This is a genomic window from Streptomyces sp. CA-210063, from assembly GCF_024612015.1.
Taxonomy (GTDB): domain Bacteria; phylum Actinomycetota; class Actinomycetes; order Streptomycetales; family Streptomycetaceae; genus Streptomyces.
This window is the reverse complement of record NZ_CP102512.1, coordinates 1693906-1706000: the sequence shown is the minus strand read 5'-3', so window position 1 is coordinate 1706000 and position 12095 is coordinate 1693906. Positions and strand designations below refer to the sequence as shown.

The following is a 12095-nucleotide window of genomic DNA, read 5'->3' as shown; positions in this document are numbered from 1 at the left end:
GAGTGGAGCAGATGGACTTCGGACTCGTCCTGCAGACCGACCCACCGGCCTCGCGTGTCATCGAGCTGATGAAGCGCGCCGAGAACAACGGCTTCACCTACGGCTGGACCTTCGACTCCGCCGTGCTGTGGCAGGAGCCGTTCGTCATCTACAGCCAGATCCTCTCCAGTACCACGAAGCTGACGGTCGGCCCGATGGTCACCAACCCGGGCACCCGCACCTGGGAGGTCACCGCCTCGACCTTCGCCACGCTCAACGACATGTTCGGCAACCGCACGGTGTGCGGCATCGGCCGCGGCGACTCCGCGATGCGCGTCGCCGGGCGCACCCCGAACACGCTGGCCCGGATCAGCCAGGCCATGAAGGTCATCCGCGCGCTCGGCTCGGGCCAGGAGGCCGACCTCGGCGGCACGGTCGTCAGGTTCCCCTGGATCAAGGAGGACGCCGAACTGCCGGTCTGGATGGCCGCGTACGGCCCCAAGGCCCTGAAGATGACCGGCGAGGAGGCCGACGGCTTCATCCTCCAGCTGTCCGACCTCTATCTGACCGAGTACATGGTCAAGGCGGTCAAGGACGCGGCCGTGGCCGCCGGGCGCGACCCGTCCGAGGTGAAGATCTGCGTGGCCGCCCCCGCGTACGTCACCGAGGACGACTCGCCCGAGGCGCTGGCCCACGCGCGCGAGCAGTGCCGGTGGTTCGGCGGGATGGTCGGCAACCACGTGGCCGACCTGGTGTCGAAGTACGGCGAGCACTCCGCGGCCGTACCGGAGGAGCTGACGGACTACATCAAGGCCCGCGAGGGGTACGACTACTCCCACCACGGGCGCGCCGACAACCCCGACACCCAGTTCGTGCCGGACGAGATCGTCGACCGGTTCTGCGTCATCGGCACCCCCGAGATGCACATCGAGAAGCTCAACGCACTGCGCGCGCTGGGTGTCGACCAGTTCGCCGTGTACGACATGCACGACGCGCAGGAGCGGGTGATCGACGTGTACGGCTCGACGGTCATCCCGGCGCTCAACGGCTGACCCGGGTTCCCGGCCCAGGCCGGCGACTGTAAGAATCCCGCCACCGCACTGATCCGGAACCAACCGCTCCACTCGCCGACCCCCCACACCTTGACTCCCTTCCTTCCGCCGTCCCGGAGGGAAGGGGCCCAAGGCCTCCGCACGGCCTTTCTTTCCCGTCCCGCCTCCTTGATTGGCCTGCCCATGACCGAAACAGTCCCCACGGGGTCGCCGATAGCCCAGTCCGCCGACTCCTCCGGCCGGATCGAGCTCGCGCCCGGGGCCTTCCCCGCCGACAGCCCCTTCGCCAACGAGGACCTGCGCCCCGTACCCGTCTCCGAGCGCAAGTGGACGACGTACAACTTCGCGGCGCTGTGGATCTCCATGGCCCACTGCATCCCCAGCTGGACCCTGGCCTCCGGCCTGGTCGCCCTCGGCATGGACTGGAAGCAGGCCGTCTTCACCATCGCCCTGGCCAACATCATCGTGCTGCTGCCGATGCTGGCCACCGGGCACGCGGGACCCAAGTACGGCATCCCCTTCCCGGTGCTCGCCCGCGCCTCCTTCGGTCTGCGCGGCGCCAACATCCCGGCGCTGATCCGCGCGGCCGTGGCCTGCGGCTGGTTCGGCATCCAGACGTGGATCGGCGGCTCCGGCATCTTCGCGCTCGGCTCCAAGCTCACCGGCGGTGAGTGGGAGAACGCGGGGAAGATCGCGGGCAACCCGTGGCCGCTGTGGCTCTGCTTCGTCCTCTTCTGGGCGCTGCAGATCGCGATCATCTACCGCGGTATGGACTTCCTGCGGCACTTCGAGAACTGGGCCGCGCCCTTCGTGATCGTCGGCGCGCTCGTGCTGCTGATCTGGATCGCGGTCAAGGCCGACGGCTTCGGCGCGCTCCTCGACCAGCCCTCCAAGCTCGGCTGGGGCCCCGACTTCTGGCCGGTCTTCTTCCCGTCCCTCATGGGCATGATCGGCTTCTGGGCCACGCTCTCCCTGAACATCCCCGACTTCACCCGCTTCGGCGCCAGCCAGAAGGCGCAGACCTGGGGCCAGTCCCTCGGCCTGCCCACCACGATGACCCTCTTCGCCGTCCTCGCCGTGCTGGTCACCTCCGGCTCCGAGGTCGTCTACGGCGAGGCCATCTGGGACCCGGTCACGCTGGCCGCCAAGGCCGACAACGTCTTCGGGCTCCTCTTCGCCCTGATCACCGTGCTGGTCGCCACCATCTCCGTGAACATCGCGGCGAACGTGGTCTCACCGGCGTACGACCTGGCGAACCTCGCCCCGAAGCTCATCAACTTCCGTACGGGCGCGCTGATCACGGGTGTCGTCGGCGTCCTGATCTTCCCGTGGAAGCTGATCTCCACGCCCGAGTTCTACATCTTCACCTGGCTCGGCGTGGTCGGCGGTCTGCTCGGCACGGTCGCGGGCATCCTCATCGCCGACTACTGGATCATCCGCCGTACCGTTCTGCACCTCGCGGACCTGTACACGCCCGGCGGCCGCTACTGGTACTCCAACGGCTGGAACTGGCGCGCGATCGTGGCCTTCGTGGTCGGTGGCGTCCTCGCGGTCGGCGGTTCGTACTCGACCGTGTCCGCGGACGGCGTCTCGTCGGGTCCGTTCCCGGCCGACGGCATCATCCCGTTCCTCAAGCCGCTCGCCGACTACGGCTGGGCGGTGGGCCTGGCCGCGTCCATGCTGCTGTACGTGGCGCTGATGGCCGGCCACAAGGAGCGTGCCACGACCCCCTGAGCGGAGTGGGCCGGTGGCCGTGCCGGAGAGACGTACCCCTTACCGGGCGTCCTCCAGCACGGCCACCGCCTCTTTCGCCGCCTTGATGGCGCCCTTGTTGATCTCGTCCGTACTGGGCGCCTTCTGCGACTCGAAGTCACTGCCGTTGTACGTGACGACCACCAGGGCGTTGGACACGCGGACGTACACGACGCCCTCGCGGGTCTGCTGCTTCTTCTCGGTGGTGAGGTTCACCACCGAGTAGGCCGCGTCACCGAGACCGGGGACGGCCCCGCCGCCGCTCTGCTCCGTGACACGGTTCTTGTAGGAGGTTTCCGCCTTGTCGTCCGTTTCCTGAATCTCGTACGAGACGTCGAGCCAGCGGTAGTCGAAGCCCTTGAGCGCGTTCCAGGAACAGGTACGGCGCACGGACTCGTCGGTCGACGCGATCTCCTTGCCGGCCGTCTTCGCGCCCGGAACAAGGGATTTGACCGTTTTCGTCGTGATGCCGGAACAGGGCGAGGGCGCCTTCGTGTACGTCCGGGACGCGGCCGAAGTCGACGGCGCGGACTCGGAGGTCGAGACGGGCCCCGACGCGGTGTCCTTCGCGGAGTCCTCCCCGGCCGGGCTCGCGGCCTGCGGACCGGACGACAACGCCCAGCCCGCACAGGCGAGTACGGCGACCGGCAGCAGACGCGCGGTGAGGGCGAGCGGCAGAGGGAGATCACGCACAGCGCACTTCTCGGGGTCGAGGCGGCGGTACCGCCGGGCGGTGGGGTATGCCAGTGTCACACGGCTACCTGTGGGGCGAAAGTACGAACTCGCTCCGTGCATACGCGGTGACTGAGCCTCACACGCGCGGAGTCACGGCTTCCGCGCCGAGTCCGTGTCAGGATCGGCTCATGATCCCGATACCCGGCCGTACGGCCTCCCGCGCGGCCCTCCTGGCGGCACTGACGCTGGCCGTCGGCGGCTGCGGACTCTCGGAGGAACTGGACCGCGAGCGCAACCCCGACCGCGCGGTGCCCTCGGTCACGGCGTCGTCGGCGGGGACGGATCCGGCCGAAGGGCTGCGGCTCCCGGAGCCGCCGGAAGCGGCGGAGGCGGAGTTGGGGGCGGATCCGACAGGGGTCCCGTCGTTCGATCCGACGGCAGCCTGCCCGGCCTCCGGGGTGCGGATGCTGCCCGGTCCCGTGGAGCCCGCGATGGGGCTGCGGGCGATGAGCGTGACCCTCACGAACTGCGGAACGAAGCCGTACACCCTCAACGGCTACCCCTCGCTCCAGGTCCTCGACGAGGACCACGACGTCATCGACACGAGCGTCCTCGAAGGCCCGGAGGAGATCACCACCGGTGTGCCGGACCCCGGTCCGCACACGGTGACCGTCCGGCCCGGCAAGCAGGCCAGGACCTCGCTGGTCTGGCGCAACACGGTCACCGAGGTGAACACTCCCGCCGTCAACGCCCCGTATCTGCGGCTCGTCCCGGCGAAGGGCGAGCCCGCGGAAGTGCTCACTGTCGACGGCGGCATCGACCTCGGCAACACCGGACGCATCGGCGTGACGGCGTGGGAGAAGGTCGTCGACGACAGATAAGTGGTTGCGGGGGTCTCGCCCTGATCAGCACCCTTGGGGAATGACCCAGTCACCGTCCGCCACCGAGACCGACCCCCCGCCCCTGCCCGTGGAGATCCTCGCCTATTACGAGCGGGGAGGGGAGGAAGTACGTCTCAGACAGGGTGCCGGACGCCTGGAGTTCTGGCGCACCCAGGACATCCTGCGGAGGCTGCTGCCGTCGGCTCCCGCGCGGGTGCTCGACGTCGGCGGCGGCACCGGCATCCACGCCGAGTGGCTGGCTCGGGACGGATACGAGGTCGAGGTCGTCGACCCCGTGCCGATGCACGTGGAGTGGTCCGGGCGGCTGCCCGGGGTCACCGCCCGGCTCGGGGACGCCCGCGCGCTGCCCGCCGAGAACGCCACGTACGACGTCGTGCTCCTCCTCGGGCCGCTCTACCACTTGCCCGAACGCCCCGACCGGGTAGGGGCGTTGACGGAGGCATATCGGGCCGTCCGCCCGGGTGGGGTGGTCGTCGCGGCTACGATCAACCGGTTCGCGGGCCTCAACGACACGCTCCGGCAAGGGAATTACTTCATACCGGAGCGACGGACGCGCGTCGACGAGGTCTCGGCCGACGGCAGACACCGGTACTCGTCGGCCGACCCGCACTTCACCACCGCCTACTTCGCCGACCCGGCCGAGGTGCCGGTCGAGTTCACCGAGGCGGGGCTCGCGTACGAGGGACAGTACGGGGTCGAGGGCGTCGCTTGGCTGATGGGCGGCGTCGAGGAGTGGCTGGACGAACCGGAGCGTCGGGAGGCCGTGCTGGCGGCGACCCGGCGGATCGAGTCGGAGCCGTCCCTGTTGGGGGCGAGCGGGCATGTGCTGACGGCGGGCCGGCGTCCTTGAGGGAGCCGTCGGTGGGCGGTCGTCGCTGAGGGAGCTTCCCGCGCGCTGCGTACGATCATCGAACGCCCGTCGCGCAGTGAGGAGTCCACCCGTGTTCACCACTCGACCGACGCTCCAGGGGACCTTCGGCATGGTGTCCTCCACGCACTGGCTGGCGTCGCAGTGCGCGATGGCCGTCCTGGAGGACGGCGGCAACGCGTTCGACGCGGCCGTGGCGGCGGGCTTCGTCCTGCACGTCGTGGAACCGCACCTCAACGGGCCCGCCGGCGAGGTGCCGATCGTCCTCGCCCCGGCGGACGGCGAGGTCCGGGTGCTGTGCGGGCAGGGCGTCGCGCCCGCCGGGGCGTCGATCGGGCACTATCGGGGGCTCGGTCTGGAGCTCGTACCCGGTACGGGGCCTCTGGCGGCGGCCGTGCCGGGTGCGTTCGACGCGTGGATGCTCCTGCTGCGCGACCACGGCACCAAGGACCTGGCCGACGTCCTGAAGTACGCCATCGGGTACGCGGAGGACGGACACGCGCCCGTGGAGAACGTGGGGGCGACGGTCGAGTCCGTGCGTGACCTCTTCGAGAAGGAGTGGGTCTCGTCGGCGGAGGTGTATCTGCCGCAGGGACGGTCGCCTCGCCCCGGCGAGTTGTTCCGCAATCCGTCCCTCGCCGCGACCTGGCGGCGGCTGCTCGCCGAGGTCGAGGGGGCGGGGGACCGGCAGGCCCGGATCGAGGCGGCGCGCGAGGTGTGGCGCTCCGGGTTCATCGCCGAGGCCCTCGTCCGGCAGGCCGGGCGGCCCACCCTGGACACCAGCGGCGAACACCACACCGGGACACTCGCCATGTCCGACCTCGCCGCCTGGTCCGCGTCCTACGAGGCCCCGGCGACGTACGACTGGAACGGCTGGACCCTGTGCAAGGCGGGCCCCTGGAGCCAGGGCCCCGTGCTCCTCCAGCAACTCGCCCTGCTGCCGCCCGAACTGCCCCCGTACGGGTCCGCCGAGTACGTGCACCTCCTCGTCGAGGGCTGCAAGCTCGCCATGGCCGACCGGGAGGCCTGGTACGGGGACGCCGCGCCGGTGCCGCTCGCCGAGCTGCTGTCCGACGAGTACAACGCCGCGCGGCGGGCGCTCGTCGACGAGACGGCGTCGCGGGAGCTGCGGCCCGGCGGCCCCGGCGGTCGCGCCCCGAGACTGAGCGCCCACGCACGCGTGGTGGCCGCGGAAGAGCCGGGCCACAACCCCTTGGGCGCCGGTGAGCCCACGGTCGCGAGGGGGCTCGGGGGAGTGGGTGAGCCGACCGTCGCGAAGGGGCTCGGAGGAGTCGGTGAGCCCACCGTCGCCAAGAGTCCGCGGTCGCCGGTGCCGGGGGAGCCCGAGGTCGCGGCGGACGGGGGCACGCGGGGCGACACCTGCCACCTCGACATCGTCGACCGCTGGGGCAACATGGTCGCGGCCACGCCCAGTGGGGGCTGGCTGCAGTCCAACCCGGTGGTGCCCGAGCTGGGCTTCCCGCTCGGCACCCGCCTGCAGATGGCCTGGCTGGACGAGGGGCTGCCCAACTCGCTCACCCCGGGCCGTCGGCCGCGCACCACGCTCACCCCGTCGCTGGCGCTGCGCGACGGCGTGCCGGTCATGGCCTTCGGCACACCAGGCGGCGACCAGCAGGACCAGTGGCAGCTGCACTTCTTCCTCGCCGTCGCCCTCCGCGCGCCGATCCGGGGCGGCTTGGACCTCCAGGGTGCGATCGACGCCCCGAACTGGCACAACGACGGCTTCCCCGGCTCCTTCTACCCGCGCGGTATGCGCCCCGGCAGTGTCACTGTCGAGTCCCGTATGCCCCCGGAGGTGGTCGCGGAGCTGCGTCGGCGCGGCCACGACGTCACCGTCGGCGAGGCCTGGTCCGAGGGCCGACTGTGTGCGGTCGCCCGGGACCCGGAGACCGGGGTGCTGTCGGCGGCGGCGAACCCACGGGGGATGCAGGGGTACGCGGTCGGACGCTGAGAGGGCAGCGGGCCGAGGGCGGGTGCGGGCCGAGCCGAGGGGCGGGTGTGTGCCGAGCGGCGGGTGTGTGCCGAGCGGCGGGTGTGTGCCGAGTGGCGGGTGTGAGCCGAGTGGCCCTTGTCCGGTCGCCCGGCGGGGCCACTCCTGTACCAGATGCCCGCCCGCCCTGGGTATTCATGGCGATTCCATACCGAATACACCGGACGGGTGAGGATTGTCAGTGCCGCGTGCTGTCATGGAGGCATGATCGAAGACAGCGAAACCATCGACGAGTTTCTCGCCCGGCACGCCTCGGACGTCGAGGAAGCGATCCGCAAGGCCGCCGCCGCGGAGATCATGCCGCGCTTCCGGCAGCTCGCCGCACACGAGATCGACCAGAAGAGCGGCCCGCACGACCTGGTGACCGACGCCGACCGCAAGGCCGAGCTGTATCTGACGGAGGCGCTCGCCGCGCTGCTGCCCGGCTCGGTCGTGGTCGGCGAGGAGGCCGTGCACGCCAACCCGCTGTCGTACGAGGCGATCCAGGGCGAGGCGCCCGTGTGGATCGTCGACCCGGTGGACGGCACCCGGCAGTTCGTGCGCGGCGAGCCCGGCTTCTGCACGCTCGTCGCCCTCGCCCAGGGCGGAGTCCTGCGCGCCTCCTGGACGTACGCGCCCGCGCTCGACCGGATCGCCGTGGCGATCCGCGGCCAGGGGGCCACCCTCGACGGCGAGCCCCTGCGCGCCGGCTCGCCCGACCCCGGCCGTGACCTCGACATCGCCACCTCCCACCCGGACTACACCACGGAGGAGCAGAAGGCGGCCCTCCTGGACCTCTGGACGGACGGCGTCGCCCCGCGTGCCTGTGGTTCGGCCGGGCTGGAGTATCTCGCCGTCGCCGAGGGCCGGTTGGACGCCACGGCGTTCTCCTGGGAGGCCGCCTGGGACCACGCGGCCGGCCTGCTCCTCGTCGAGGAGGCGGGCGGCGCCCATCTCACCCTGACCGGCGAGCCCTTCCGTATAACCGGCGGCAACGCACTGCCCTTCACCGCCGCCCGGGACGCGGCCACGGCCCGCCGGGTGGCGGGATTGCTGTCGGGCGGAGCCTGACCCGAGGGCCGGGGCGCGTCGTCCTGTCGGCTCGGGCGGCCGGGGCATCTCCCAGCTGTCCGGGGTCGGAGCGGAACGGGCGCGTCCGTCGGCGGGGCGTACCCTTGCCCGGGCCTGTCGGTGGCCGGGCATATCCTGAGCGCAGGTCTGTCGGCGGGCGGGGATTCCCGTCGGCGGACCTTGGTGGCCATCGGCTGACGAAGGGGTCCGGACGTGCCGTCGATGCTCGACGCGGTGGTGGTGGGGGCGGGGCCGAACGGCCTGACGGCTGCCGTGGAGCTGGCCCGCCGCGGGTTCTCCGTGGCCGTGTTCGAGGCGAAGGACACCGTGGGAGGGGGCGCCCGCACCGCGGAGCTGACCCTGCCCGGCTTCCGCCACGACCCGTGCTCGGCCGCGCACCCGCTCGGCGTCAACTCGCCCGCGTTCAAGGCGATGCCGCTCCACCGTTACGGCCTGGAGTGGCTGCACGCCGAGCTGCCCATGGCGCACCCCTTCCTCGACGGTTCGGCGGCCGTGCTGTCGCGCTCGGTGGGGGAGACGGCCGCCTCGTTCGGGCCGCGTGACGCGGGCACGTACCGCAGGCTGGTCGAGCCGTTCCTGCCCAAGTGGGACACCCTCGCCCGGGACTTCATGTCGCTGCCGCTGTCGGCGCTGCCCCGCGACCCGGTCACCCTCGCCCGGTTCGGCCTCATGGGGCTGCCGCCCTCGACATGGCTGATGCGCCGCTTCAAGGACGAGCGGGCCAAGGCGCTGTTCGCCGGGCTCGTCGCCCATGTCATCGCCCCGCTCGGCGGCCTCGCCACCAGTGCCGTCGGCCTGGTCTTCGCGCTGGCCGCGCACGCCGCCGGCTGGCCGGTCGCCCGGGGCGGCTCGCAGGCCATCTCCGACGCGCTCACCGCGTATCTGGAGGACCTCGGCGGCACCGTCCACACCGACTACGAGGTCAAGCGCCTCGACGACCTGCCGCCCGCCCGCGCGTACGTCTTCGACACCTCGCCCACCGCGCTGGCCCGGATCGCGGGCTTCGGGCGTTATTACGAGCCGTACCGGTACGGCGCCAGTGTCTTCAAGCTGGACTACGCGCTGGACGGCCCCGTGCCGTGGACCGCCAAGGAGGCGCGCGGCGCCGGCACCGTCCAGGTCGGGGCGAGCAAGGCGGAGATCGGCGCGGCGCTCGACGCGGCGTCCCGGCACGGGCGGGCGCCCGACGCGCCGTTCCTGATCACCGTGCAGCCCAGCCTGGTCGATCCCAGCCGGGCGCCGGAGGGCAAGCACGTCTTCTGGGCGTACGGTCATGTGCCGAACGGCTGGAGAGGGGACCTCACGGACGCCGTCGAGCGGCAACTGGAGCGGTTCGCCCCGGGGTTCCGCGACCGCGTCCTCGCCCGCGCCACCGCCGGCCCGCCCGAACTCGCCGCGCACAACGCGAACTACGTCGGCGGCGACATCGCCTGCGGCGCCGCGTCCGGACTGCAGTTGCTGCTGCGCCCCAAGCTCTCGCTCTTCCCGTACCACACCCCGCATCCGGCCGTCTTCATCTGCTCCTCGGCGACCCCGCCGGGCCCGGGTGTGCACGGCATGTCGGGACACAACGCGGCCAAGGCGGTGTGGCGGAGGCTGCGGCAGGAACTCTGACGGTTTTCGGACGATCAAGGGCGCAGTAGTGGTCAAGTGCTCTCGAGAGGTTTCATCGGCTGGTAAGACAAAGTCACAAATCGACAAAGGTCTTCACTACTTCTCCATGTGAATGTTCAAGTCATGTGGGTAGGTTGCCGCCATGAAAGATCGGGAAGCGGTACTGCGCTCCGGCTCACGGCCTGCCGTGGGCCTCGCCGACCTCGCACAACTCGTCCGGGCACCGGCCGCGTTGAGCGTCCCGGGCGACGTGCTTGCGGGCGCCGCTGCCGCCGGGCACCCCCTGGGTGTGCGGACGTTCGGTGTGATGGGCTCGTCCGTCTGCCTCTACTGGGCCGGCATGGCCCTCAACGACTACGCCGACGCCACGATCGACGCGGTAGAGCGCCCCGAGCGCCCCGTCCCGTCGGGCCGGGTCCCGCGTCGCACCGCCCTCGCCGTCGCGGGCACCCTGACCGCCGGGGGTCTCGCGCTAGCAGCCGTCTCCGGGGGCCGTCGGAGCCTTCTGGGAGCGCTCCCGCTGGCAGGCGCCGTCTGGGCGTACGACCTGAAACTCAAGTCCACCCCGGCGGGCCCGGCCGCCATGGCCGCCGCGCGCGCCCTCGACGTCCTCGCGGGCGCCCTGGCCGGCGGACGGGGGCCTGGCCGTACGACCGGAACCGGCACCGCCCTGTGGCGCGGCGCCCTCCCCGCCGCACTCGTCGGCGCCCACACCTACACCCTGACCGCTCTCAGCCGCCACGAGATCTCCGGCGCCCCCGCCCGGCTGCCGGCCGCGACCCTCGCCGCCTCCACTGCCACCGCCCTCGCCACGGCACTCCCGGCCGTCCGCACGGCTGTCGCCTACGCGGGGCGCCGCTCGGAGCGCACCGGGGACACCGCCGCCAAGCGCTCCGCCGGAAGTGCCGCGCTGTGTCGTCAGCCGTCCACGGCGCCGTCGTGGCCGGTCGCGCCCCGCGGCGGAGCCGCAATTCGATACAGCCCCGCGCCCCCTCAGGGCGCTGCCGCCCGGGCCGCGGTGGTCGCCGCCGGGGCCCTCGCCTACCTCGGCAGCTACGGCACGGCCCAGGCCCGTGCCGTACGCGAGCCATCGGGTGAGAACGTACGGCGGGCCGTCGGGGCCGGGATTCTCGGGCTGGTGCCCCTGCAGGCGGCGTTGACCGCACGGAGCGGGGCCACGGCCGCGGCGGCGGCCCTGGGTGTCGTGCACCCCCTCGCGCGACGGCTCGCCCGGCGCATCTCCCCCACCTGAACCAGCACAGACCCCCGCAGGAGCAGCGCCGGAATGAACCCTCCCCCCACCCCCCTCAGATTCGGCTACGGCACCAACGGCTTCACCAACCACCGGCTCAGCGATGTCCTCGCGGTCCTCGCCGACCTCGGCTACGACGGCGTCGCGCTCACCCTCGACCACGGCCACCTCGACCCGTACGCGGACGACCTGCCCCGGCAGGTGGCCGCGGTCGCCCGGGAACTGGCCCGGCACAGGCTCGATGTGACCGTCGAGACCGGCGCGCCCTACCTCCTCGACCCCTGGGGCAAGCACCACCCGACGCTCATGTCGGACGGGGCCGAGCGCAGGACCGACCTGCTGCGGCGGGCCGTCCGCATCGCCGCCGACGTCGGCTCGCCCACCGTCCATCTGTGCAGCGGCCCGGCTCCGGACGACGGACTGCCGGAGCGGGACGCGTGGAAGCGGCTCGTCGCGGGTGTCGAGTCGGTCCTGGAGACGGCGGGGGAGTACGGCGTGTCGCTGGCCTTCGAGCCCGAGCCGTACATGTTCGTCGACACCGTGGAGCGGTGCCTGGAACTCGCCGAGATGGTCGGCGGGCACGAGCTGTTCGGGATCACCCTCGATGTCGGGCACGCGCACTGCGTGGAGGACCGGACCGTGCTGGAGTGTGTCCGCCTCGCCGCCCCGCGCCTGCTGAACGTGCAGATCGAGGACATGCGGCGGGGCGTCCACCAGCACCTCGAATTCGGCACCGGCGAGATCGACTTCCCGCCCGTGCTCGCCGCCCTCCAGGACCTCGACCACCGCGGACTGGTCTCCGTGGAGATCCAGGGCGGTTCCCTCGACGCCCCCGAAGTGGCCCGCCGCTCGCTGGACTTCCTCCGCGCGGCGACGGCCTGACCGACCCCACACCCCCACACCTCCGTACCCCCACCAC

At 71.9% G+C, this 12095-nt stretch carries 10 protein-coding genes; 9 read left to right on the top strand and 1 reads right to left on the bottom strand.

What is annotated here, in order from left to right:
* The first annotated feature begins 11 nt into the window (after nucleotides 1–11).
* Nucleotides 12–1031 carry a TIGR03842 family LLM class F420-dependent oxidoreductase gene (locus JIX56_RS07365; RefSeq protein WP_257537955.1) on the top strand — a complete coding sequence of 340 codons (1020 nt, stop codon included), beginning with the start codon at nucleotides 12–14 and terminating at the stop codon, nucleotides 1029–1031.
* A 183-nt stretch (nucleotides 1032–1214) separates the two neighbouring features.
* Complete coding sequence (locus JIX56_RS07360; RefSeq protein ID WP_257537954.1) at nucleotides 1215–2765, top strand: NCS1 family nucleobase:cation symporter-1; 1551 nt, start codon at nucleotides 1215–1217, stop codon at nucleotides 2763–2765.
* Between the two features lie 39 nt (nucleotides 2766–2804).
* On the opposite strand, the gene JIX56_RS07355 is transcribed toward JIX56_RS07360, so the two are convergent.
* A complete protein-coding gene (locus JIX56_RS07355) occupies nucleotides 2805–3476 on the bottom strand; it encodes a hypothetical protein (protein ID WP_257550775.1) in 672 nt (223 codons plus the stop codon).
* Nucleotides 3477–3646: 170 nt separating this feature from the next.
* On the opposite strand from JIX56_RS07355, the gene JIX56_RS07350 reads away from it, so the two are divergent.
* From JIX56_RS07350 to JIX56_RS07320, 7 genes are all read left to right on the top strand, one after another.
* Complete coding sequence (locus JIX56_RS07350; RefSeq protein ID WP_257537953.1) at nucleotides 3647–4339, top strand: DUF4232 domain-containing protein; 693 nt, start codon at nucleotides 3647–3649, stop codon at nucleotides 4337–4339.
* 40 nt (nucleotides 4340–4379) lie between these two features.
* Nucleotides 4380–5210 (top strand): class I SAM-dependent methyltransferase, encoded by an 831-nt coding sequence (locus JIX56_RS07345; protein WP_257537952.1) that lies wholly within the window; start codon nucleotides 4380–4382, stop codon nucleotides 5208–5210.
* Nucleotides 5211–5301: 91 nt separating this feature from the next.
* Nucleotides 5302–7200, top strand: a complete 1899-nt coding sequence (locus JIX56_RS07340; RefSeq protein ID WP_257537951.1) for a gamma-glutamyltransferase family protein — start codon at nucleotides 5302–5304, stop codon at nucleotides 7198–7200.
* A 243-nt stretch (nucleotides 7201–7443) separates the two neighbouring features.
* Nucleotides 7444–8289, top strand: a complete 846-nt coding sequence (locus tag JIX56_RS07335) for an inositol monophosphatase family protein (RefSeq protein ID WP_257537950.1) — start codon at nucleotides 7444–7446, stop codon at nucleotides 8287–8289.
* A gap of 222 nt (nucleotides 8290–8511) precedes the next feature.
* Nucleotides 8512–9924, top strand: a complete 1413-nt coding sequence (locus tag JIX56_RS07330; RefSeq protein WP_257550774.1) for a phytoene desaturase family protein — start codon at nucleotides 8512–8514, stop codon at nucleotides 9922–9924.
* Nucleotides 9925–10066: 142 nt separating this feature from the next.
* Nucleotides 10067–11176 (top strand): SCO3242 family prenyltransferase, encoded by a 1110-nt coding sequence (locus JIX56_RS07325; RefSeq protein WP_257537949.1) that lies wholly within the window; start codon nucleotides 10067–10069, stop codon nucleotides 11174–11176.
* Nucleotides 11177–11209: 33 nt separating this feature from the next.
* On the top strand, nucleotides 11210–12058 hold the full coding sequence (locus JIX56_RS07320; RefSeq protein ID WP_257537948.1) for a sugar phosphate isomerase/epimerase family protein: 849 nt from the start codon (nucleotides 11210–11212) through the stop codon (nucleotides 12056–12058).
* Nucleotides 12059–12095 lie beyond the last annotated feature (37 nt).

Coding starts and splice junctions, on each gene's coding strand:
- JIX56_RS07345 (WP_257537952.1), top strand. CDS start 4,380: ATGACCCAGTCACCGTCCGCCACCGAGACCGACCCCCCGCCCCTGCCC.
- JIX56_RS07320 (WP_257537948.1), top strand. CDS start 11,210: ATGAACCCTCCCCCCACCCCCCTCAGATTCGGCTACGGCACCAACGGC.
- JIX56_RS07350 (WP_257537953.1), top strand. CDS start 3,647: ATGATCCCGATACCCGGCCGTACGGCCTCCCGCGCGGCCCTCCTGGCG.
- JIX56_RS07330 (WP_257550774.1), top strand. CDS start 8,512: ATGCTCGACGCGGTGGTGGTGGGGGCGGGGCCGAACGGCCTGACGGCT.
- JIX56_RS07360 (WP_257537954.1), top strand. CDS start 1,215: ATGACCGAAACAGTCCCCACGGGGTCGCCGATAGCCCAGTCCGCCGAC.
- JIX56_RS07365 (WP_257537955.1), top strand. CDS start 12: ATGGACTTCGGACTCGTCCTGCAGACCGACCCACCGGCCTCGCGTGTC.
- JIX56_RS07335 (WP_257537950.1), top strand. CDS start 7,444: ATGATCGAAGACAGCGAAACCATCGACGAGTTTCTCGCCCGGCACGCC.
- JIX56_RS07325 (WP_257537949.1), top strand. CDS start 10,067: ATGAAAGATCGGGAAGCGGTACTGCGCTCCGGCTCACGGCCTGCCGTG.